The following is a 22,048-nucleotide window of genomic DNA, read 5'->3' on the forward strand; positions in this document are numbered from 1 at the left end:
ACATCACACCCCGATTCGGGGTGCTATCGACCGTTCTTCGCGTGTTGGAAGACCCAGGTCCGGTACACCACGAAGCGGAACGCCGAGGCCAGGACGATCGACAGCACCTTGGCGAGGTTCGAGCCGAGCGGGCTGTTCATCCCGAGACCGTGGTAACCGATGTAGAAGAGCAGGCTCTCCATGGCGACGCCGAGCCCGCTGAAGGCGAAGAACAGGGCGATCTGGCGCGGGGTGCGCGAGGCCCGGTCCCGGTAGGCGAAGTAGCGGAAGCCGAGGTAGTTCGTCCCCATGGCGACACAGCTGGCGGCCACCGTGGCGGCCATCGGGGCCCATTTCAGGCCATGCAGCGCCAGATTGAAGAAGAGGATGTTGACGGCGACACCGCTGCCGCCGACGACGGAGAACCGGGCTACTTCCAGGACGAGCCGGCTGACCTTCTGGCCCTTCGGCGCTTTCGGGGCTCTCTGGGGACCGAGGACGGGTGGCGTCGTCACGGGGGCCCGCCTTTCGGTGAGGTGTACTGCCACGAGTCCGGAACCTCCACGGGTGTACCTGTCGACAGAGCCGCGGTCGGCCCGTCAGCCGAGCCAACCTTAAGCTAAATGTCCTATTTACCAGGTATAGGTAAATTACCGGCCGGAGTTTCGCGAGAGACGGGCAAGAAAGAACCCATCCGCCCCATGGGAAACGGGGGCGCCCCGGGTCGTGATGACCCGGGGCGCCCCCGTCCGCTCGTCTCCCGGGCTACGACGCCCGGGACTCACCTGTGGATGACCGCTTCCTAGGAATGCACGCGCAGCAGTGTCCGCATCGTCCGCATCGCCACCGAGAGGTTGGCGAGGTCGAACGAGTCCGATCCCTGGATCTCGTCCAGGGTGGTACGGGCCCGCCCGAGGATCGCCGTGTTCTTCTCCCGCCAGGCGTCGAAACGCTGCTCGGGAGTGGACGATCCGTCGCCCACCGCCAGGACGTCGGCGGTCAGCGCCGCGTGGGCCGCGTACAGGTCCTCGCGGATGGACGCGCGGGCCATGGACTGCCAGCGGTCGGCCCGCGGCAGCTCGATGATGCGGTCCATCAGCTGGGTGATGCCGAGACGGTCGGCGAGGTCGTAGTAGACCTCGGCGACGGCCATCGGGTCCCGGCCCATGCGGTCGGCCACCGAGACGATGTCCAGCGCCGGGAAGGCGGAGGAGAACCCGGCCACGCGGGTGGCGAGTTCGTCCGGCACGCCGGCGTCCGACAGCTCGTCGTAGATCTGCTGGTACCACTCCAGGTCCGCGCCGCGGACCAGCTTGGGCAGCTCCGACCACACCTGCTCGACGCCGTCGGTGAAGAACCCGATCGTCTCGGCGAGCTGGAGCGGCTGCGGCCGGTTGTTGAGCAGCCAGCGCGTACCGCGCTCGACGAGCCGGCGCGAGTGCAGCCGGATGCGGGTCTGCACATCGGCGGCGACGACATTGTCGAGCGCCTCCACCGCGTCCCACACCGCGCTGGAGTTGAAGATCGCGCGGGCCGCGGTCTGCGCCCGGACGATCTCCTCGAGCGAGGCACCCGTCTCCTCGCGCAGACGGTGCAGGAAGCTCGTACCGCCCGTGTTGACCGTGTCGTTGACCAGGACGGTCGTCACGATCTCACGGCTCAGCGCGTGCCCCTCGATCTGCTCGCGGAACTTCTCGCGCAGCGCCGTGGGGAAGTACGCGAGCAGCAGGCTCTGGAGATGCGGGTCGTCGGGCAGCGAGGTGGCGAGCAGGTCCACGGAGACCGTGATCTTCGTGTACGCGAGCAGGACGGCCGTCTCCGGACCGGTCAGACCCTGACCGGCGTTGAGCCGCTCACGGATCTGCCGCTCGGTGGGCAGGAACTCCAGGGCCCGGTCGAGGTGCCCCTCGCGGACCAGGTGGCGCAGGAAGCGCTGCTGGGCGTGGAGCATGCTCGGGGACTGGGCCAGCGCGTTGGAGATCGCCACGTTCTGCGCGTAGTTGTTGCGCAGCACCAGGGCGCCGACCTCGTCGGTCATCTCGGCGAGCAGCTTGTTGCGCTGCTTGACGGTCAGATCGCCGTTGGTCACCACCGCGTTGAGCAGGATCTTGATGTTCACCTCGTGGTCGGAGGTGTCCACGCCCGCGCTGTTGTCGATGGCGTCGGTGTTGATCCTGCCGCCCTGCTGGGCGAACTCGATCCGGCCGAGCTGGGTCAGACCCAGGTTGCCGCCCTCGCCGACGACCTTGACGCGCAGTTCGGCGCCGTCGACACGGATCGCGTCGTTGGCCTTGTCGCCGACCTCGGCGTTCGACTCGGCGGACGACTTCACGTACGTGCCGATGCCGCCGTTCCACAGCAGGTCGACGGGTGCCTGGAGGATCGCGCGCATCAGGTCGGCCGGCGTCATCTTCGCGACGTTCGACTCGATGCCGAGGGCCTCGCGGATGTGCGCGTTGACCGGGATGGCCTTGGCGCTGCGCGGGAAGACGCCGCCACCGGACGAGATCAGCGCGGTGTCGTAGTCGGCCCACGAGGAGCGCGGCAGCTCGAAGAGGCGGCGGCGCTCGGCGTACGAGGTCGCCGCGTCCGGGGCCGGGTCGATGAAGATGTGCCGGTGGTCGAACGCGGCGACCAGGCGGATGTGCTCGGAGAGCAGCATGCCGTTGCCGAACACGTCACCTGACATGTCGCCGACGCCGACCACCGTGAAGTCCTGCGTCTGGGTGTTGACGCCGAGCTCCCGGAAGTGCCGCTTCACGGACTCCCAGGCACCGCGGGCGGTGATGCCCATCTTCTTGTGGTCGTACCCGGCGGAGCCGCCGGAGGCGAAGGCGTCGCCGAGCCAGAAGTCGTACGACTGGGCGACCTCGTTGGCGATGTCCGAGAACGTCGCCGTGCCCTTGTCGGCGGCGACCACGAGGTAGGTGTCGTCCTCGTCGTGCCGGACGACGTCGGCGGGCGGGACGATCTCGCCGGCCACCATGTTGTCGGTGATGTCGAGCAGCGCGGAGATGAAGGTCCGGTAGCTGCGGATGCCCTCGGCGAGCCAGGCGTCACGGTCCACGGACGGGTCGGGCAGCTGCTTGGCGACGAAGCCGCCCTTGGCGCCGACCGGCACGATCACGGTGTTCTTGACCATCTGCGCCTTGACCAGGCCGAGGATCTCCGTGCGGAAGTCCTCACGCCGGTCGGACCAGCGCAGACCACCGCGCGCGACCTTGCCGAAGCGCAGGTGCACGCCCTCGACGCGGGGCGAGTACACCCAGATCTCGAACGCCGGGCGCGGCGCCGGGAGGTCCGGGATGGCCGTCGGGTCGAACTTCATCGAGACGTACTCGTGGGGCGTGCCGGCCGCGGTGTGCTGGAAGAAGTTCGTGCGCAGGGTGGCCTTGATCAGGTGGAGGAAGGACCGCAGGATCCGGTCCTCGTCCAGCGAGGCGACCTGGTCCAGGGCCGCGTCCAGCTCCTCCAGGAGCGCGTCGGTCAGCTCGACCCCGGCGCGCTGGCGCTCCGGCGACATCCGCGCCTCGAACAGCGAGACGAGCAGCCGGGTGGTGTGGACGTTGTTGCGGAGGGTGTCCTCCATGTAGTCCTGGCTGAACGTGGAACCGGCCTGGCGCAGGTACTTCGCGTAGGCGCGCAGCACCATCGACTGGCGCCAGGTGAGCCCGGCGCTCAGCACGAGGGCGTTGAAGCCGTCGTTCTCGGCCTGACCGGTCCAGGTGGCGGCGAAGGCCTCCTGGAACCGCTCGCGGCCGTCGTCGCCGAGGTAGTCGCCGTTGCCGTTGAGGGACTTGGGCAGGCGCAGCCCGAAGTCGTAGATCCACGCCGTCGTACGGTCCGAGCAGCGCAGTTCGTAGGGCCGCTCGTCGGTGACCTCGACGCCCATGCGGTTCAGGGCGGGCAGGACCGCGGAGAGCGAGACCTGCTCACCGGTGCGGTAGATCTTGAAACGGCGCTCGCCGGGCGCCGCGCCCACCGGCTCGTACAGGCTGAGCGCGAAGTCCTTGCGGGGCTCCTTGCCGAGTGCCTGGAGGTGGACCAGGTCGGCGACGGCGGAACGCGGGGAGTGGTCGGCCTTGTAGCCCTCGGGGAAGGCGTTGCCGTAGCGGCGCAGCAGTTCGGCGGCGCGCTCCTCGCCGCACTCGGCGGTCAGCGCCTCCGCGAAGCCGTCGGCCCAGGAGCGGGCGGCCTCGACGAGACGCGCCTCGATGCGCTCCTTGTCGGAGTCGGAGAGCTGCGGCAGCTCGGTGCCGGGCTCGACCCGGACCACGAAGTGCAACCGGGACAGGATCGACTCGGTGTTCCAGGCCGTGAAGTCGACGCTGGTGCCGTTGAGCTCTTCCTTGAGGATGTCGATGATCCGCAGGCGCACACCGGTGGTGTAGCGGTCGCGCGGGAGGTAGACGAGGGCCGAGTAGTAGCGGCCGTACTCGTCCTGGCGCAGGTAGAGCCGCAGCCGGCGGCGCTCCTGGAGGTACAGGACGGACGTGACGATCGCCCGGAGCTCGTCGGCGGGGGTCTGGAACAGCTCGTCGCGCGGGTACGTCTCCAGGATCTGGAGCAGGTCGCGGCCGTCGTGGCTGTTGGGCGAGAACCCGGCGCCGCGCAGGACCTCGTCGACCTTGCGGCGGACGACGGGCACCCGGCGCACGGACTCGGTGTACGCGGCGGAGGAGAACAGGCCCAGGAAGCGGCGCTCCCCGACGACCTCGCCGTTCTCGTCGAACTTCTTGACCCCGACGTAGTCCAGGTACGAGGGCCGGTGGACGGTGGCGCGGCTGTTCGCCTTGGTCAGGACCAGCAGCTTGTGCTCGCGGGCCTTGGCGCGGGCGTCCGCGGGCAGCCGCTCGAAGGACGGGCTGACCGGGTGGCTGTCCTCGCCGTGCTGCGGGTCGGAGCGCAGGATGCCGAGCCCGGTGCCGGGGACGGCGGCCAGCGAGTCGTCGTCGCGCAGCTGATACTCGCGGTAGCCGAGGAAGGTGAAATGGTCGCCGGAGAGCCAGCGCAGCAGCTCGCGGGCCTCCTCGACCTCCAGGTCGCGCAGATCGTCGGCGGTCGGCTCCTTGGGGAGCTCCTCGGCGATCCGCAGCGCCGCGTCGCGCATCTTCTCCCAGTCCTCGACGGCCTCACGGACGTCGGACAGGACACGCAGCAGGTCCGCGGTGATCTGCTTCAGGTCGGCGCGGTCGGTCTCACGGTCGATCTCGACGTGGATCCACGACTCGACGTGGGCGTCGTGCGGCAGGTCATCGGCGGAGGGCCGCGTGGGCAGCACCTCGATGAGCTTGCCGGTGAGGTCGCGCCGGACGACGAACTGCGGGTGGATGACGACGTGGATGCCGCGTCCCTGGCGGGACAGCTCGTTGGTCACCGAGTCGACGAGGAAGGGCATGTCGTCCGTGACGACCTCGACGACGGAGTGGCTGCATGTCCAGCCGTTCTCCTCGACGGTCGGCGTGTGCACCCGCACGTTCGCCGTGCCCTGCGGCCGCATCTCGGCCAGTCTGTAGTGGGAGAAGGCCGCTCCGAAGACGTCGACCGGGTCGCGGTCGGTGAGGTCCTCCGGGGCCGTGTGCAGGTAGTAGCGCTGGAGGAACGCGAGCACGGTGTCCCGGTCGGGGGTGCCCTCGCCCGTCGTCCCAGTCGGTAGGTGCCCCCCGACCGGGCTGTTCTCAGCTACCCGGGCAGCCCTCTCGAGCAGCTCGGCCTTGGCTTCGTCCAGCTTGGTCTGCATGGTCCTCTGGCTCCTGTCGCGCGCCGTTGCGTGACGTTGAAGGAAATACGGTCTCGTGGCTTCCGGCGTGACGCCGTGACGCGGGGTGTCCGGTCTGGTTCGACGCTATGCCGGAGGGTGAGACGGGCGAAGGGGTATCGGCCGATCCGGACGCTCCCGGCGACTGTGACGTCGCTCTCGGCGACGTCCGTTCCCCGGGTGATGTCGCCCTACGGACTGCGTCGCCGCCCGCGCCCGCCGCGTTTCCGCCGGCGCACACGGTCGTCGTCATGATCCCGTTCCGCCCGTGAAGATCAGCGATTGACGCCCGGTCACGGATGTCGTCCGTGCGCTCCGGGCGCGGGGCAGGGGCGACGATGCCCCCGCGAGATATCGCGCTGATCACGCCACCAGGCTATCGCCCCCGACCGGGGAGTCGTCATGAGCCGTATGTGTACAAAACCGGGGGTGGAACTTTGACACTATGCACAGGGGCGAACGGGGTGATGGCATGCAGTGCGGGCCGACGGCGCGTTACCTTCGTCCTACGGGCGGTGTTCTGCCCCTTGGCAGACGCCTCACCCGGAGGCAGGTTGACCGGGACGGCGAAACGCGCAAGGACGGCCGACGGGAGCGCAGCACCATGGCAGCGAAGATCCTCATTGTCACCGGCGACGCGGCGGAGTCGCTGGAGGTCCTCTACCCCTACCAGCGCCTGCGCGAGGAGGGCTACGAGGTCCACATCGCGGCGCCCACCCGCAAGAAGCTCCAGTTCGTGGTCCACGACTTCGAGCCCGGCTTCGACACGTACACCGAGAAGCCCGGTTACACCTGGCCCGCGGACCTCGCGTTCGCGGAGGTCGACCCCGGAGCGTACGTCGCCCTGGTCATTCCCGGCGGACGGGCCCCTGAGTACCTCCGCAACGACCTCGAACTCCGCAAGATCCTGAAGTCCTTCTTCGACGCGGACAAGCCGGTGGCCCAGATCTGTCACGGCCCCCTGCTGACCGCCGCCGTCGACAGCCTGAGCGGGCGCCGGGTCACGGCCTATCCGGCGCTGGAGCTCGACATGCAGGCCGCGGGCGCGACCTTCCAGGACGCGGAGGCCGTCGTCGACGGCACCCTGGTCTCCTCCCGCGCCTGGCCGGACCACTCCGCCTGGATGCGCGAGTTCCTCAAGGTGCTGCGCTCGAAGGCCCCGGTGAACTGACGGGCGCGGGCGCCTCGGGGCCTCTGGGGTCCGGGGCGGAGCCCTCGGGGCCTCTGGAGGCCTGGGGTCCGGGGCGGAGCCCTCGGGCCCCAGGGCGCCTTCGACCGGCCCTGGAGGCCATCGGGGTTTCAGGCCGCCAGTCTGCCGGCCTCCTCGACCGCCTCCGCCAGGCTGTCCACCACGGGGACACCGGCCTCCTCCAGGCTGACGCGGCTGTGGGAACCCCCGGTGTACAGGACGGCGCCGGCGCCGACGTGCCGCGCGGCCGTAGCGTCGTCCACCGCGTCCCCGATCACCACCACACGGGCCGGTTCGACACCCGCGAGGGCACCGAGGTGGCGCACCATGTGCTCCGCCTTGCTGCCGCCGGAGGGTCCGGTGCGCCCGTCGACCCGCAGGAAGTGCGGCTCGATCCCGAAGGCCCGCACCAGCGGGACCAGATCCTCGTGCCCGTACATGCTCAGCAGGGACTGGCTGTGGCCCGCCGCGGCCCATCCGGCCAGCAGCGCGGGCACTCCGGCGGTGAGGCCGCAGGCTCTGCGGTGCTCGGCGTAGTACCGGTGGAAGGTGTCGTCCATGAGCTGCCACTCGTCCTGCGTGGGCAGCCTGCCCATCAGCCGCTCGTAGAACCTCGGCACGGGCACGCAGTACATCGCCCGGTACCGCTCCAGGGTGATCGGCTCAAGTCCCAGCTCGGCGAACGCCGCGTTCGTCGCCCCGATGATCGCGTCATTGTCGTGGAACAGCGTGCCGTTCCAGTCCCACACAATGTGCGCGTTCCCTTGCTTCCCCATACGGAGAAACCTACCCGCCACCACTGACAACACCTCGTCGGGAGCGGTGGCCCGAGGGCTACTCCCCGAGTCCGAGCAGGCCCGGGATCTCCTGCGTGGCGAACCACAGCAGTTCGTGGTCCTCGGCCCCGTCGACCACGAACCGGGCGTCGTCGTCCCCGGTGTCCGCGGCGCCGACCGCGGCCGCGGCCGCGGTCACGTCCGTCTCCGCGTCCACCGCGTCGACGTGCACGGCGGCCGCCTTCGCCAGGGTCACGTCCTGGGAGACCCGCACCTCGCCGAGCGCCGCCGGATCGAGCCCACGGTCGGGGTCGGCGGCCGCGGCACGGTCCGGAACGTCGACCGCGACGACGACCCGGCGCCGCACGGCCCCCGCGTCGGCCGCCAGAAGCCGCAGCGAGGCCAGCGCGGCACGGCTCAGCGCGGCGTACTCCAGTTCCTCGATGTCGTCGGAGAGATACCACTCGCGCAGGGCGGGCGTGACCGCGTACGCGGTGAACGGACCCGTCTCCAGCTCTCCCGTCTTGTACGCCTCGGCGAGACCGGAGAGGGTCAGGGGGACGTAGACGCGCATGGCTGGCCGCTTTCGTGGTCGGGACTCCGAGGCTCACCGGTCCTGACACCTCCGGGGAGGGCGGTCCCGCGCCTCCGGAGAGGGCTTTCAGGATACGTGCGGGCGTCCCCTTTCGAGGTGCCGGCCGCACCCTCCGTCACGTCCACCTCACGCCAGCGATTCACCCGGCGCTCCCCTGTGCCGCCAAGGGTTCCACGCCCGCGGACCACCCTGATAGGTGAACTTCACCGCCGCCGCGACGCGCGCCCGCCGTCCTTGCGCGGCGCCCCTCCCGGCTCGTACAAGATCCCCGACACGAAAGTTACCGGCCGGTACGACCGGTCCGGACGACGAGCGGGGACGACGTATGAACAAGGTGATGACCAGGACCGGGCGCCACCCGGGCACCCGCCCGCCCGGCCGCCGGGACTCCCGCAGGCCGGGGGGCGCCCCGCCCCGCGCCCCCGGCACCCCCTCCAGGAGCCCGGGCGGCGGCCCGCCGCGGGCCGCGTCCGCCGCACCCGCGCCGGCCCCGAGCACCCCGCCCCCGGGACTCCCGGGCGAGGCCCTGACCCTCACCACGACGTCCCCCGAGAGGGCCGGGCGCCCCGCTCCGCAGCCGCGCCCCACCGATGTCTTCGCCGAGCGCCTGCTGGCCGTGCTGAGCGGCGCCCGCCCCGTCCACTGCATGCTGCGCCACACCGCGGGCCGGGCCTACGACGAGCTGGTCCGCCTCGCCGAACGCGGCCCCCTTCGCACCCGCGGCGCCCGCCCCGTCGTCCGGGACATCGGCTACTACGTGGCCCGCCCGGACGCCGTCGAGGCCTTCGCCCGCATCGGCGCCGGCGACCAGCTCCGCGCCATGGCCTTCCGGCTGGAACAGGGCCCCGACCTGCGCTGGCGCTGCACCGCGATCGAACTCGGCGGCCCCCGCACACCCGCCGACACCACTTGAGGGACGGGCCCGTGCAACGCGGGAGGGGCCGGACACCCGGTGTCCGGCCCCTCCCGCGTCAGCGGTCGCGCGCGGTGGCAGTGGCCCGCCGCCCGCGACCCTCACTCACTTCTTGCGACGGCGCACGCCGCCCTTCTGCTGCTTGCGGCGCTCCGCGCGGGTGAGGCCGTCCGCCTCGGACCGCACGGGCTCGTCGCTGGCGAAGTCGCCCTCGATGATGCCGCCCTCGCCGTCCACGGTCGGCGCGGAGAAGTGCAGCCGGTCCGGCCGCTGCGGGGCGTCGAGGCCCTTGGCGCGGATCTCGGGGCGCACCCCGCCCGCGGGGACCGCCTCCTGCTTGGCCAGGGACGGCGCGGAGTCCTCGACCAGGACCTCCTCGACCTGCTGCTCGACCTGGACCTCCAGGTTGAACAGGTAGCCGACGGACTCCTCCTTGATGCCGTCCATCATGGCGCCGAACATGTCGAAGCCCTCGCGCTGGTACTCGACCAGCGGGTCCTTCTGCGCCATCGCGCGCAGGCCGATGCCCTCCTGGAGATAGTCCATCTCGTAGAGGTGCTCACGCCACTTGCGGTCCAGGACCGACAGCACGACGCGCCGCTCCAGCTCACGCATGATCTCGGAGCCGAGCTGCTCCTCGCGGGCCGCGTACTGGTCGTGGATGTCGTCCTTGATGGACTCGGAGATGAACTCGGCGGTCAGACCGGCACGGTCGCCGGCCTCCTCCTCCATCTCCTCGACGGTGACCTTCACCGGGTAGAGCTGCCGGAAGGCGCCCCACAGCCGGTCGAGGTCCCACTCCTCGGCGAAGCCCTCGGCGGTCTCGGCCGCGATGTAGGCGTCGATGGTGTCGTCCATGAAGTGCCGGATCTGCTCCTGGAGGTCCTCGCCCTCCAGGACCCGGCGGCGCTCGCCGTAGATGACCTCGCGCTGCCGGTTGAGCACCTCGTCGTACTTCAGGACGTTCTTGCGGGTCTCGAAGTTCTGCTGCTCGACCTGCGACTGCGCCGAGGCGATGGCACGCGTGACCATCTTGTTCTCGATCGGCACGTCGTCCGGGACGTTCGCCATCGACATGACGCGCTCGACCATCTGCGCCTTGAACAGGCGCATCAGGTCGTCGCCCAGCGAGAGGTAGAACCGGGACTCGCCCGGGTCGCCCTGACGGCCGCTGCGACCGCGCAGCTGGTTGTCGATACGCCGCGACTCGTGACGCTCGGTGCCGAGCACGTAGAGACCGCCGAGGTCCTTGACCTCTTCGTTCTCCGCGCGGACGGCCTGCCCGGCCTTCTCCAGGGCGGCGGGCAGGGCGTGCGCCCACTCCTCGATGTGCTCCTCGGGGTCGAGGCCGCGCTGCCGCAGCTCCGCCTCCGCGAGGTCCTCGGGGTTGCCGCCGAGCTTGATGTCCGTACCACGGCCGGCCATGTTGGTGGCCACGGTCACGGCGCCCTTGCGGCCGGCCTGGGCGACGATCGTCGCCTCCCGGTCGTGCTGCTTGGCGTTCAGCACCTCGTGCTGGACGCCGCGCTTGGAGAGCTGCTGCGAGAGGTACTCGGACTTCTCGACCGACGTCGTACCGACGAGGATCGGCTGGCCCTTCTCGTGCTTCTCGACGATGTCGTCGACGACCGCCTCGAACTTCGCGACCTCGGTGCGGTAGATCAGGTCGGACTGGTCCTTGCGGACCATCGGCCGGTTGGTCGGGATCGGGACGACACCGAGCTTGTAGATCTGGTGGAACTCGGCGGCCTCGGTCATGGCCGTACCGGTCATGCCGGAGAGACCGGGCAGTTCCTTGCCGCTGTGGTCGTGACGCTTGTAGAGACGGAAGAAGTTCTGGAGGGTGATCGTGGCGAGCGTCTGGTTCTCGTCCTTGATGTCCACCCCTTCCTTCGCCTCGATCGCCTGGTGCATGCCCTCGTTGTAGCGGCGGCCGGCGAGGATACGGCCGGTGTGCTCGTCGACGATCATGACTTCGCCGTCGATGACGACGTAGTCCTTGTCCTTCTTGAACAGTTCCTTGGCCTTGATGGCGTTGTTCAGGTAACCGACGAGCGGGGTGTTCACCGACTCGTAGAGGTTGTCGATGCCCAGCCAGTCCTCGACCTTGGCGACGCCGGGCTCGTGGATGGCGACGGTGCGCTTCTTCTCGTCGACCTCGTAGTCGCCGGTCTCCTCGATGCCCTTCAGGGTGTTGCCGGCCTCGCCCTTCTTCAGGCGGGTGACCAGCTTGGCGAAGTCGCCGTACCACTTGGTGGCCTGGTCGGCCGGGCCGGAGATGATCAGCGGCGTACGGGCCTCGTCCACGAGGATGGAGTCGACCTCGTCGACGATCGCGAAGTTGTGGCCGCGCTGGACGAGCTCGTCCTGGGACCACGCCATGTTGTCGCGCAGGTAGTCGAAGCCGAACTCGTTGTTCGTGCCGTAGGTGATGTCGCACGCGTACTGCTCACGGCGCTGGGCCGGAGTCATGTTGGCGAGGATGCAGCCGACCTCGAGACCGAGGAACTTGTGGACGCGGCCCATCATTTCGGAGTCGCGCTCGGCCAGGTAGTCGTTGACCGTGATGAGGTGGACGCCGGCTCCGGAGAGGGCGTTCAGATACGCGGGCAGGGTGCCGACGAGGGTCTTGCCCTCACCGGTCTTCATCTCCGCGACATAGCCGAGGTGGAGCGCGGCTCCACCCATGATCTGCACGTCGTAGTGACGCTGGCCAAGAGCGCGCTTGGCCCCTTCGCGGACGGTGGCGAAGGCCTCGGGCATCAGGTCTTCGAGGGTCTCGCCGTCGGCGTACCGCTGCTTGTACTCATCGGTGAGGGCCCTCAGCTCGGCGTCGGAGAGGTCGACGAAGTCCTCTTCGATGGAGTTGACCTGGTCCGCGATGCGGTGCAGTTTGCGCAGGATCTTGCCTTCGCCTGCACGCATGATCTTCGAGAGGACGGACACGGGGGTTTGTCTCCTTGCCGGTCGGGCCTGGGACGGTCGGTTTCAATGACAGTTTCAAATCACAGCTTGAGCAACGGCCATCGTAAGCGAGGACCACACCGCGCCGGGAGGTCTGCCGGGGACAGCCACCAGGACAACGGACAGGGGTTGCCGAAGGTGCCGCGTTCGCACAGCGAAAAGTAGCGAACCGGTCACCCAGGGCAAAGGAATGGCGTCCTTCCGTATGCCCGAGCAGAATCGGCCGATGGACCCCGTCACGCTGACCACCGACCGTCTCGTCCTGCGCGCCGTCGGCGTCGACGACACCGACGCCGTCTTCGAGGCCGCCCAGGATCCCGACATCCAGCGCTGGACCACGATCCCGTCGCCCTATCTGCGCGAGCACGCCTCGGGCTTCACGGACCAGATGGTGCCCGAGGGCTGGGCGGACGGATCGGCCTTCGCCTTCGGCGTCTTCCTTCCCTCCGGGGAACTCGTGGGCATGCTCTCCATCACCATGCGCTCCCTGGGGGTCGGCGAGGTGGGCTACTGGGCGACCAAGGAGCACCGCGGCAACGGCTACATCGCCGAGGCCACCGTCGCCGCCTCCCGCTGGGCGTTCACGGACCTGTCCGTCGACCGCGTCGAATGGCGTGCCGAGGTCGGCAACGCCGGCTCCCGCGCGGTCGCCGAACGCGCCGGCTTCACCGTCGAGGGGACCCTCCGCTCCGCCATCAACAACAAGGGCGTACGCAGGGACTGCTGGATCGGCTCGCTGCTCCCCTCCGACCTGGGCCTCCCGTCGACGGCGCCCTACCTGCCCGCCAGGTGAGCTGTGCGGCGGGTCCCGGCGCCGAATCCCGCCCGGGCCGACGAGGTCGGTACGGCCCGGTCGGCGCCGCGTCCCCTACGCAGGTGTCACACCGTTCCTCCGCGGGCGTCACCGCGCTCCGTCCACAGGCGCCCCGGTTGTCAGTGGCACCGCCTAACGTGTGGGCATGAGTAGTCTCCCGCGTCCCACCACCGAACTCTCCGCGGACGAAGCGCGCCGCATCGCTCTGCGGGCGCAGGGTTTCCTGGGCGCCCCGGACCGCAGGGCGGGCGTCCGCGGAGTCCTGCGGCACCTGGGCGCGGTCCAGCTCGACACGATCTCCGTCCTGGCCCGCTCCCACGAACTGATCCCGTACGCCCGGCTCGGCGCCGTCGGCCGCAAGACCGTGGAGCAGGCCTACTGGACCTCCGCGCCGCCCGCCGACACACCCCCGGCACCGCACGCCTTCGAGTACTGGTCCCACGCGGCCTGCATCCTGCCCGTGGAGGAGTGGCCCCACTTCGCGTTCCGCCGCCGCGCCTACCGCGCCCGCCCGCACTGGAACCACGACCTGCCCGACGGCGCCTACGACCAGGTCGTCAAGCAGCTGCGCGCCGAAGGGCCCCTCACGGCCACGGACTTGGGCGGGGCGAAGAAGACCAGCGAGTGGTGGGACTGGTCGGGCACGAAGGTCGCCGTCGAACGCGCGCTGATGTACGGCGAGGTGGTGTGCGTGGAGCGGCGCGGCTGGAAGCGGGTCTACGACCTCGCCGAACGCGCGATCCCGAAGGCGCTGCTGCACGACGAGCTGGACGACCGGGAGTGCGTGCGCCGTCTCGTCCGCCTGGCCGGGCAGTCCCTGGGCGTCGGCACCCGCGCGGACATCGCCGACTACCACCGTCTCAGGCTGGAGCAGGTCGACGCGGTGATCGCGGACTCGGGCCTGGTGGCCGTGACGGTGGAGGGGTGGGGCAGGACCGCGGCCGGGAAGGGCGGCGCCAAAAGACCGGCCGGAGACGCGTGGGCGGACCCGGAGGCGCTGGAGACGGTCCCGCGCGGCCGTCACCGTACGACACTGCTGTCGCCGTTCGACTCCCTCATCTGGGAGCGGGCGCGCACGGAGCGGATCTTCGATTTCACCCACCGCCTGGAGGCGTACACCCCCAAGCCGAAGCGGGTCCACGGCTACTTCGCCATGCCGGTCCTCGCCGGTGGCCGGTTGGTCGGCCGGGTCGACCCGGCCCGTGAGGGCCGCACGCTGGTCGCGCGGCAGGTCACCCTGGACGGCGCGAAGGCGGTCCCGGCGGTGGCCCAGGCCCTGGCGGAGGCCGCGAGCTGGGTGGACTGCACGGACGTACGGGTCGAACGGGTGGACTCCCCGGACCTGCGCGAACCGCTGACCGCGGAGCTGGCCCGCGCCCTGGGCTGAGGTCCGGCAGGGACAGCGCGCCTGGAGCGAGTCCCCGCGCCTAGCGGATCTCGAGGATCTTCTCCCGCATCGCGTACACCACGGCCTCCATCCTGGAGTGCAGTTGCAGCTTCTCCAGGATGTTGCGCACGTGGTTCTTCACCGTGTTCTCGGAAATGAACAGTTCCTTGGCGATGTCGCGGTTGTTCATCCCCGTGGCGACCAGTTTGAGGACCTCCAGCTCACGGTCGGTGAGCCGCGGCGCGGGCACCAGCCTGCGCTCGTCCGTGCGCTGGATCATCGACTTGAACTCGGTGAGGAGCTTCGAGGCCATCGACGGACTGATCTGCGACTGCCCGTCGGCGACCGCGCGGATGGCCGTGGCCACCTCGTCCGTGGAGATCTCCTTGAGGAGATATCCGGTCGCCCCCGCCTTGATCGCGTCGTAGAGGTCGGCCTCCTCGTCGCTGATCGTCAGCATGATGATCTTCGCGCTGGGGGCCACCTCCTTGATGGAGGTGCACGCCTCGATACCGCCGCGCTTGGGCATCCGGACGTCCATCAGCACGATGTCGGGCAGCAGGTCGGCGGCCTTGTCGACCGCCTCCGCCCCGTCCCCGGCCTCACCGACGACCTGGATGTCCTCCTCGGCCGCGAGCACGATCTCCAGACCTCGGCGGAAGAGGGCGTGGTCGTCGACGACCAGGACCCTGATGGGCTCCTTGCGCGAAGACTCCCCGTCCGGGCCGGAGGCGACGACTCGGTCGTCGGCATCGCCGGCACGCATCGGTCCGAAGCTGTCCGCCATCGTTCCTCCCCCTGAAGGCCGTGGCCTGTGTTTCCGTGGCATCGCCAACCCAAGGCAACGACCCACCGGTTGGGCCGGTGCGGCCATGATTCCACGTCCGGACGGCGGCGGGGTGACGGAGCGGGACGTGAAGGGGTCGCACACCGGTGCCCCTGGGGGCGCACTCGCGCTCCAGGGGCACCGGCTCAGCCGTCACGGGGAACGGTCAGCCGCCGAGCGCGCCACCCGGTGCGTCCGCCCCGCCCTGGGTGACCATCGGGTCCGTGCTGAGGTGGATGACACCGTAGTCGTACGCGTGGCGTCGGTAGACGACGCTGGGCTCCTTCGTCTCGGAGTCGACGAAGAGGTAGAAGTCGTGCCCGACCAGCTCCATCTCGTAGAGCGCCTGGTCGAGCGTCATCGGTGCGGCCACATGGGTCTTCTCGCGGACGACGCAGGGGCCTTCGCCCATGATCTCGAGAGAACCGATCTTCTTGGTGGGCACGGCGTCCGGCTCGTCGTCGCGGACGATGTCACCGCTGCCGTTCAGGGTCGCGGCACCCGGGACGACATCGGCGACCTCCGCCGCCGAGAGCCTGCCGTTGCCACGGCGGGTGTAGCGCTTGTCGTGCTGCTTGCGCAGCCGGGCCTCGAGCTTGTCCGCGGCCAGGTCGAGTGCTGCATACGCGTCGCTTGCCGCTGCCTCCGCCCGGATAACCGGCCCGCGGGAGTGGAGCGTGATCTCCACCCGGTCACTGCGGTCGGCCTGTCGGGGGTTGGGCTCCTTGGACACCTCGACGTCGAGGCTGATCACCTTGCCATCGAGCTTCTGGATCTTCTCCAGCTTCAGCTTCTCGGCCACGTGCTTGCGGAACCGCTCGGGCACCTCGGTCTTGCGGCCCTTGACGACGATGTCCACGCAGAACTCCGTTCCCGGATAGCCCCGCTCCACTGGCGGAGCATCTCCCTTTTGCACCAGGCTCCGGTGAGCCCCGGAACCTCGGACTCGGTGACTTTCACCTCCTCCTCCCCCAAGGACAAGATCTCCACCCCACCGATGCGGGTGATTGCCGGAAAGTCACGCTTCGGCAGTCGGATGCGCGAGGTACGGCCTGCGCCATTGCCTCACAACCGAACATATCTCGCCCGGACGGATGTCGTCACCCTCTACTGATACGTACCTCCGTTCAGGTGAATTGACTCTCTCGTTACCTGCAACGATGCAAGTTCCTGGTCAGTTCCGGTTTATTTCGAAGGCGTCCGACGGTGCCGCGATCACCGCCGAACCGACGGTGTCACCGTTCGTCCCTCCGGCCTGCTCCCTACCCGCGTTTCGCCCGTACACCTCCGCCCTCTCCGTCCTCTCACCCGTCCATCGCAGCGCCCTCGCATCCGACTGCGCCGTCCGCACCGCGCGCGCCGCCTCAGCCAGCGACGCACCCGTCGTCATCAGGTCGTCCACCAGCACGACCCTCCCTCCTTCGGCCAGCAGCCGCTCGGCCCCGGCGACGACCTCCAGGGCGCCCGCCAGATTCGCCGCCCGCTGGCGGGAGTTCAGCCCCGACTGGTCGGCCACCCCACGCCGCTGCCGCAGCACACCGAGCACCCGGGCCGGTGTCCCGGAGCGCCGCAGCTCCGCCGCCGCCGCGAGCGCGATCCGCCGCGCGGGATCGTGTCCCCGCGCCCGGACCGCCCGCCGAGCCGACGGCACGGGCACGAGCAGCACGAGCTCCTGTCCCCTCCCGGCCACCCGAAGAGCCGCGCCACCGCCGCCCGGCCTGCCCCGCGTCTGCCAGGTGACCCCCTTCCCGGGCCCCGGCCGCCCCTGCGAGGCCGCGGGCCGCCCTGCCGGTGCCCCGCGTCCCTGCGGTCCTAGACCCGCCCGCACAGCCCCCGCCAGGGCCGTGCCCAGAGGTGCCGCCAGCGCCAGCGCACCCCGTTCCTTGTGGGCGAGGAGCATGGCGCGCACCTCGTCCCCGTAGGGAGCCGCCGCGTGCACCACGGACAGCCCCGCCGGCTCGGGCACCGGTCGCACCCGGCACGGTGCGGCCCCGCTCAGGGCGGCACGGCACTCGGGACAGAGCACCGTGCGAGGCCTGCCGCAGCCTCCGCACTCGGCCGGCAGCACCAGATCCGTGAGATCCCGCCACCACCCCCGCATGGCCTCCACTGTGCCAACGCCCGGCCCGCCCGGCCACCCCTGTGGAAAACCCGGCGGGCCCGCCTGTGGACAACTGCCGAAACGGCGGTGGGCCCGCCCGGAGACCGGACGAGCCCACCGCGAACGCGTACGGCGTCACCCGGGGTACACCGGTGCCGTCCCGTCCTTGACCACCTTCTGCCACTGCTCGCCCGCCGACAGCCGCACGATGCCGTCCGTCTCCGAGTGCGCCACCAGAGGCAGCTGCTCGTCCTCCGACGCGGCGATCTCCTTGACGTTGGCCAGCGCGGAGGGCGAGGTGCCGAGCGGCGTCGAGCCGTCGACCTGGACGTACTGCATCTGCTGCACTCCGCCCTTCTCGCTGCCGACCACCACGAGACGGCTGTCCCCGGCCCAGGACATGGCCGTGACCTCCTCCAGCTGGGGCGCGACGGAACGCGGCTCGAAGATGTACGCGCCGACGGGCTCGTCCGGCTTGGACCGCTCGATGCGCCCGATCTGGAGCGAGCTCTTGCCGTCCTTCTCGACGATCAGCGCGATGCGCACGCCGTCGGCCGCCACCCGTACCGCCTCGATACGCCCGTCGAGCTCCGGCGCCTGCACGGCGATCGGCTGGCCCGCGCCCTTCTGGAGCAGAAGCAGCCTGGGGTTCTTCGGATCGCGGTCGGCCACCCACAGATCGCCCCGCGCGTCCCAGCTGGGCGTCGTCAGCCGGTCGTCGAGCGTCTTGCCCTGGCTGCGCACCACCGGCTCGGCCAGCGAACCGCCCGGGACCAGCGACCCGACGTACAGGCTGCGGCCGTCGGCCGACACTCCGGCCGCCGTGTCCTCGTCGCGCGACACCGCGGCCGCCCGGAGCTTCTTGCCGCCCTCGCCCAGCGCGCCGGGCACCGCTTCGGGTTCCTTGTCACGGTTGGCGCCGGGCATCCGCACGAGCCGCTGGTCGTGATCGATGAAGTACTGGTACTCCGGGTGCTCGCCGGTGCCGTGCGAGGCGACGCTCTCGGCCCCGGCCTTCGTCAGCACGCACAGCTGCGAGCCGTTCGCCCGCTGGAGCTCCACCTCGTCGACGCCGGTGGGCGTCAGGTCGCGGAGGGTGAGAAGGATCTGGGCCGCCATCTGCCGGCACTGGCCGCTTCCGACCCGGTCGGCCTTCGCGTTCAGCGGCACCGTGACGCTGTTGCGGTCGTCCGGGGACAGCGACACGTCGGCGTTCCTCAGTTCCGTGCCCGACGGGAAACTCGACCTGACCACCGGGTCCAGCCAGTTCGTGGGGCCCTTCAGGAGCGCGCGCACGATCTGCGTCATCGGGTCCACCTGGGCGCGCACGTAGACCGGGTCGGCGACGGTCCCCAGGGGGCGGCCGGTCCCGGAGGATCCGTTCGAGGCGTAGTAGTACTTGTTCACGGACACGTAGTTGCGCTGGAAGTCCGACGTGCCCATGACCACGCCCTGTGGCAGTCCGTCGATGCGCCACTGCTTGTTGCTCTTCAGCTTGGTCAGATGCACCGATCCGCTGTACTGGCCGGAGTCCGGCCCGTACGCGTGCCGGCTGTCCACGGTGGCGACCTTGCTGCCGTTCAGCCGGAACAGGACGTCATGGCTGTCGTCCTTGGTCCCCGAGGGCGCTCCGACCGGCTCCGGCGCGTCCGCGAGGACCGTCGTCGAACGGTACGGGTCCCAGGTCTTGCGCGCGCTGTCGGTGAGGTACTTGCCGGCCGTCTCGTACTTCGCGTCGTCGCTGGTCAGCGCTTCCAGGAAGCCCTGCACGATCTCCGCGGCCGAGGCGCCGGGATGCGGCGGCACGGCGTAGACGCGGACCTGCGGGTCCTGCCGCGGGGTGGACTCCACCCCGCGCAGATCTCCGCTGTCCGGCATCGAGGCGCACCCCGCCAGCAGCAGGGCGCCACAAGCCGCGTACACCACGACACGCACCGAACGCTGTCCGCGGACACCGTTCCCCCCGCGGTCAGCGCCCACGAAATGCCTCCCCATGTCCGAGCTCCTCCGGCGTGTCGCCGTCCCGCCCCCGCTCCTGCGCGGTCCGTTCCCGGCCGCTGCCGGATGTCTCCTCCTGGCGGCGCAGCGCCCCGGCGGGCCGGGGCACCACACGGGCGCCGCTGCCCGGCAGCGCCGTGGGATCGGCCGTGGGCGAGGCCCCGGCCAGCCGGGGGGCGATGCCCCCGCGCTGCGGTATCGGATCCGAGGCGGACCCGGCCTGCTGTACGGGGACCGTGGCGCGCTTGGTGGTGCCGCCGTGCGGCAGACCGGCGTCGTCGAGTCCGCGGTTGCGCCGCGAGTCCTTGGGTTCCAGCGGTATCGGTGATCCCCTGAGCGGCTCGTCCGCCGTCCGCGGCAGGGTCAGCCGGAACTGCGAACCGCCGCCCGGCTCGCCCCACGCCTGGAGCCAGCCGCCGTGCAGCCGCGCGTCCTCCAGGGCGATGGACAGGCCCAGGCCCGTTCCGCCGGTGGTACGCGCGCGTGCCGGGTCGGCCCGCCAGAAACGGCTGAAGACCCGGGTCGCCTCGCCGGGCTTGAGTCCGACGCCGTAGTCGCGGACCGCGATCGCGACCGCTCCGCCCGCCGCGGCGAGCCGGACGACGACGTCCTTGCCCTCACCGTGCTCCACTGCGTTGACGACGAGGTTGCGCAGCACGCGCTCCACCCGCCGGGCGTCGGCCTCGGCGATCAGCGGCTGCTGGTCGCCGACGACCCGTATGTGCGTGCCCTTGCGCTCGGCGAGCGGCTCGGCGCCGCCGACCACCCGTCGTACGACTTCCCTGAGGTCGATGGCGTCGGCCTCCAGCGCCGCCGCGCCCGCGTCGAACCGGCTGATCTCCAGCAGGTCGGCGAGGAGCGTCTCGAAGCGGTCGAGCTGGTCGGCGAGGAGCTCGGCCGACCGCGCGGTCACCGGGTCGAAGTCCACCCGCGCGTCATGGATGACGTCGGCGGCCATCCGCACGGTGGTCAGCGGGGTACGCAGTTCGTGCGACACGTCGGAGACGAACCGCCGCTGCATCCGCGACAGGTCCTCCAGCTGCTGGATCTTGAGCTGGAGGTTCTGCGCCATCTTGTTGAAGGCCTCGCCGAGGCGCGCGATGTCGTCCTCGCCGGTGACCTTCATACGTTCCTGGAGGCGCCCGGCGGAGAGCCGCTCGGCGATCCCGGCCGCCATCCGCACCGGGGTGACGACCTGGCGGACCACGAGCCAGGCGATGGCGCCGAGGAGCACCACGACGAACAGTCCGGCCGTCGCGAGCGTGCCCTTGACCAGGCTCAGCGACTTCTCCTCCTGCGTGAGCGGGAAGAGGTAGTAGAGCTGGTACGCGTCCCCGTTGGGGTCGCTGACCTGCTTGCCGATGACCAGCGCGGGCTGGGACTCCTTGCCGTCCTTGTAGACGACACGGGTGTAGCTCTGCGCCGCGGAGGTGTTCCTGTCGAGCCGGGCACGGAGGTTCTCGGGGATGCTGACCGTCGAGTCGACCTGGCCCGAGGAGCGTGGCGCGAGACCGCCGCTGCCGTCGCCCGAGGCGGTGGAGTTGAGCGTCACCACGTCGAACGCGCCCTGCCCACCGCTGGACAGGGACACGACGAGGTCGGTCATCCACTGGCTGACGTTCTTCGAGGGCCGGCCGTCGGCGGCCGAACGGTCGTCGCCGTTCGCCGTCACCGCCGCGTCCGCCTGCTGCTTGGCCACCGCGAAACCACCGGTGGCCTGGCTCTGCGAGGCCTTCACCTTGGCGTCCAGCAGACCGTTGCGCACCTGCCCGATCACGACGAGGCCGAGGAGCAGGACGACGCCCATGGACATCAGCAGCGTCGTCGCGACAATCTTGAGCTGGATGTTGCGCCGCCACAGCCGCATAACGGGCAGCAGCGGACGGCGCACCCAGCGTATGAGCAGCCGAAGGACCGGGCTGCCCTGGACCCCGCCCTGGAGCAGCCCTCCCTCGAAGAACCGCTCCCAGCGGGAGCCCTTCATCTTCCGGCCGACAGGCCGCCCCGAACGATCCCCCTGCTCAGCGGACGCCGAAGCGGCACTGTCGAAAGACATGTCAGCTCGGTCCTGCCTTGTATCCGACACCTCGGACGGTCACCACGATCTCCGGGCGCTCCGGGTCCTTCTCGACCTTGGAGCGCAGGCGCTGGACGTGCACGTTGACCAGACGGGTGTCCGCCGCGTGCCGGTAACCCCACACCTGCTCCAGGAGGACCTCACGTGTGAACACCTGCCACGGCTTGCGCGCCAGAGCGACCAGCAGGTCGAACTCCAGCGGCGTCAGCGCGATCGACAAGCCTTCCCGCTTCACAGAGTGACCGGCGACGTCGATGACGAGATCGCCGATCGACAGCTGCTCGGGGGCGGGCTCCTCCGAACGGCGCAGCCGCGCCCTGATCCGGGCCACCAGCTCTTTTGGCTTGAACGGCTTCACGATGTAGTCGTCGGCGCCCGATTCGAGGCCGACCACGACATCGACGGTGTCGCTCTTCGCCGTGAGCATCACGATCGGCACCCCGGACTCCGCCCTGATCAGGCGGCACACCTCGATGCCGTCCCGTCCGGGCAGCATGAGGTCCAGGAGCACCAGGTCGGGCTTGGCATCGCGGAAAGCGGCCAGCGCCTTGTCGCCGTCGGCTACGAAAGACGGCTCAAAACCTTCACCACGCAACACAATGCCGAGCATCTCGGCCAGTGCGGTGTCGTCATCGACGACAAGGACTCGTCCCTTCATAAACGACATCATC

The 22,048-nt window shown here is 70.2% G+C and carries 15 protein-coding genes; 4 read left to right on the plus strand and 11 right to left on the minus strand.

What is annotated here, in order from left to right:
• Positions 1-23: 23 nt before the first annotated feature.
• Both ACZ4AA_RS04340 and ACZ4AA_RS04345 read right to left on the minus strand, forming a co-directional pair.
• The gene (locus tag ACZ4AA_RS04340; RefSeq protein ID WP_467594967.1) at positions 24-494 is read right to left on the minus strand and encodes a GtrA family protein; all 471 of its coding nucleotides are present in this window, start codon (positions 492-494) and stop codon (positions 24-26) included.
• Between the two features lie 287 nt (positions 495-781).
• A complete protein-coding gene (locus tag ACZ4AA_RS04345) occupies positions 782-5,719 on the minus strand; it encodes an NAD-glutamate dehydrogenase (protein WP_467594970.1) in 4,938 nt (1,645 codons plus the stop codon).
• Positions 5,720-6,341: 622 nt separating this feature from the next.
• Here ACZ4AA_RS04345 and ACZ4AA_RS04350 point away from each other — a divergent pair.
• Positions 6,342-6,908, plus strand: a complete 567-nt coding sequence (locus tag ACZ4AA_RS04350; RefSeq protein ID WP_467594974.1) for a DJ-1/PfpI family protein — start codon at positions 6,342-6,344, stop codon at positions 6,906-6,908.
• 128 nt (positions 6,909-7,036) lie between these two features.
• On the opposite strand, the gene ACZ4AA_RS04355 is transcribed toward ACZ4AA_RS04350, so the two are convergent.
• Both ACZ4AA_RS04355 and ACZ4AA_RS04360 read right to left on the minus strand, forming a co-directional pair.
• Positions 7,037-7,702, minus strand: coding sequence for an HAD family hydrolase (locus ACZ4AA_RS04355; protein WP_467594979.1), 666 nt, complete (start codon positions 7,700-7,702; stop codon positions 7,037-7,039).
• A gap of 58 nt (positions 7,703-7,760) precedes the next feature.
• Positions 7,761-8,276 carry a DUF6912 family protein gene (locus ACZ4AA_RS04360; RefSeq protein WP_467594982.1) on the minus strand — a complete coding sequence of 172 codons (516 nt, stop codon included), beginning with the start codon at positions 8,274-8,276 and terminating at the stop codon, positions 7,761-7,763.
• Between the two features lie 346 nt (positions 8,277-8,622).
• Between ACZ4AA_RS04360 and ACZ4AA_RS04365 the strand changes: the two genes are divergently transcribed.
• On the plus strand, positions 8,623-9,210 hold the full coding sequence (locus ACZ4AA_RS04365) for an Rv3235 family protein (RefSeq protein WP_467594985.1): 588 nt from the start codon (positions 8,623-8,625) through the stop codon (positions 9,208-9,210).
• A gap of 105 nt (positions 9,211-9,315) precedes the next feature.
• Here the strand turns inward: ACZ4AA_RS04365 and secA are convergent, their stop codons facing one another.
• Entirely contained in the window at positions 9,316-12,156 is a 2,841-nt protein-coding gene (gene secA / locus ACZ4AA_RS04370) for a preprotein translocase subunit SecA (RefSeq protein WP_467594988.1), read from the minus strand.
• A 244-nt stretch (positions 12,157-12,400) separates the two neighbouring features.
• Between secA and ACZ4AA_RS04375 the strand changes: the two genes are divergently transcribed.
• Positions 12,401-12,967 (plus strand): GNAT family N-acetyltransferase, encoded by a 567-nt coding sequence (locus tag ACZ4AA_RS04375; RefSeq protein ID WP_467594992.1) that lies wholly within the window; start codon positions 12,401-12,403, stop codon positions 12,965-12,967.
• A 166-nt stretch (positions 12,968-13,133) separates the two neighbouring features.
• Entirely contained in the window at positions 13,134-14,375 is a 1,242-nt protein-coding gene (locus ACZ4AA_RS04380) for a winged helix-turn-helix domain-containing protein (protein WP_467594995.1), read from the plus strand.
• A 40-nt stretch (positions 14,376-14,415) separates the two neighbouring features.
• Here the strand turns inward: ACZ4AA_RS04380 and ACZ4AA_RS04385 are convergent, their stop codons facing one another.
• The 6 genes from ACZ4AA_RS04385 to mtrA all read right to left on the minus strand — a co-directional run bounded on the left by ACZ4AA_RS04385 (position 14,416) and on the right by mtrA (position 22,047).
• Positions 14,416-15,162 (minus strand): response regulator, encoded by a 747-nt coding sequence (locus ACZ4AA_RS04385; RefSeq protein ID WP_467594998.1) that lies wholly within the window; start codon positions 15,160-15,162, stop codon positions 14,416-14,418.
• A gap of 205 nt (positions 15,163-15,367) precedes the next feature.
• A complete protein-coding gene (hpf, locus tag ACZ4AA_RS04390) occupies positions 15,368-16,060 on the minus strand; it encodes a ribosome hibernation-promoting factor, HPF/YfiA family (RefSeq protein WP_467595001.1) in 693 nt (230 codons plus the stop codon).
• A gap of 315 nt (positions 16,061-16,375) precedes the next feature.
• On the minus strand, positions 16,376-17,302 hold the full coding sequence (locus ACZ4AA_RS04395) for a ComF family protein (RefSeq protein WP_467595005.1): 927 nt from the start codon (positions 17,300-17,302) through the stop codon (positions 16,376-16,378).
• A gap of 135 nt (positions 17,303-17,437) precedes the next feature.
• Positions 17,438-19,282 (minus strand): LpqB family beta-propeller domain-containing protein, encoded by a 1,845-nt coding sequence (locus ACZ4AA_RS04400; RefSeq protein ID WP_467595009.1) that lies wholly within the window; start codon positions 19,280-19,282, stop codon positions 17,438-17,440.
• The gene (gene mtrB / locus ACZ4AA_RS04405) at positions 19,272-21,356 is read right to left on the minus strand and encodes an MtrAB system histidine kinase MtrB (protein WP_467595012.1); all 2,085 of its coding nucleotides are present in this window, start codon (positions 21,354-21,356) and stop codon (positions 19,272-19,274) included. The genes ACZ4AA_RS04400 and mtrB overlap by 11 nt, the downstream gene beginning before the upstream one ends.
• Position 21,357: 1 nt before the next feature.
• Positions 21,358-22,047 (minus strand): two-component system response regulator MtrA, encoded by a 690-nt coding sequence (gene mtrA, locus ACZ4AA_RS04410; protein WP_467595016.1) that lies wholly within the window; start codon positions 22,045-22,047, stop codon positions 21,358-21,360.
• Position 22,048: the final 1 nt, after the last annotated feature.

Source organism: Streptomyces sp. NPDC024698 (assembly GCF_055559015.1).

What these genes read in the sequence shown, in the direction of transcription:
- ACZ4AA_RS04360 (WP_467594982.1), bottom strand. Translation starts at nt 8,276, where the DNA reads ATGCGCGTCTACGTCCCCCTGACCCTCTCCGGTCTCGCCGAGGCGTAC.
- ACZ4AA_RS04380 (WP_467594995.1), top strand. Translation starts at nt 13,134, where the DNA reads ATGAGTAGTCTCCCGCGTCCCACCACCGAACTCTCCGCGGACGAAGCG.
- ACZ4AA_RS04350 (WP_467594974.1), top strand. Translation starts at nt 6,342, where the DNA reads ATGGCAGCGAAGATCCTCATTGTCACCGGCGACGCGGCGGAGTCGCTG.
- mtrB (WP_467595012.1), bottom strand. Translation starts at nt 21,356, where the DNA reads ATGTCTTTCGACAGTGCCGCTTCGGCGTCCGCTGAGCAGGGGGATCGT.
- ACZ4AA_RS04365 (WP_467594985.1), top strand. Translation starts at nt 8,623, where the DNA reads ATGAACAAGGTGATGACCAGGACCGGGCGCCACCCGGGCACCCGCCCG.
- ACZ4AA_RS04385 (WP_467594998.1), bottom strand. Translation starts at nt 15,162, where the DNA reads ATGGCGGACAGCTTCGGACCGATGCGTGCCGGCGATGCCGACGACCGA.
- mtrA (WP_467595016.1), bottom strand. Translation starts at nt 22,047, where the DNA reads ATGATGTCGTTTATGAAGGGACGAGTCCTTGTCGTCGATGACGACACC.
- ACZ4AA_RS04345 (WP_467594970.1), bottom strand. Translation starts at nt 5,719, where the DNA reads ATGCAGACCAAGCTGGACGAAGCCAAGGCCGAGCTGCTCGAGAGGGCT.
- ACZ4AA_RS04355 (WP_467594979.1), bottom strand. Translation starts at nt 7,702, where the DNA reads ATGGGGAAGCAAGGGAACGCGCACATTGTGTGGGACTGGAACGGCACG.
- ACZ4AA_RS04375 (WP_467594992.1), top strand. Translation starts at nt 12,401, where the DNA reads ATGGACCCCGTCACGCTGACCACCGACCGTCTCGTCCTGCGCGCCGTC.
- ACZ4AA_RS04395 (WP_467595005.1), bottom strand. Translation starts at nt 17,302, where the DNA reads ATGCGGGGGTGGTGGCGGGATCTCACGGATCTGGTGCTGCCGGCCGAG.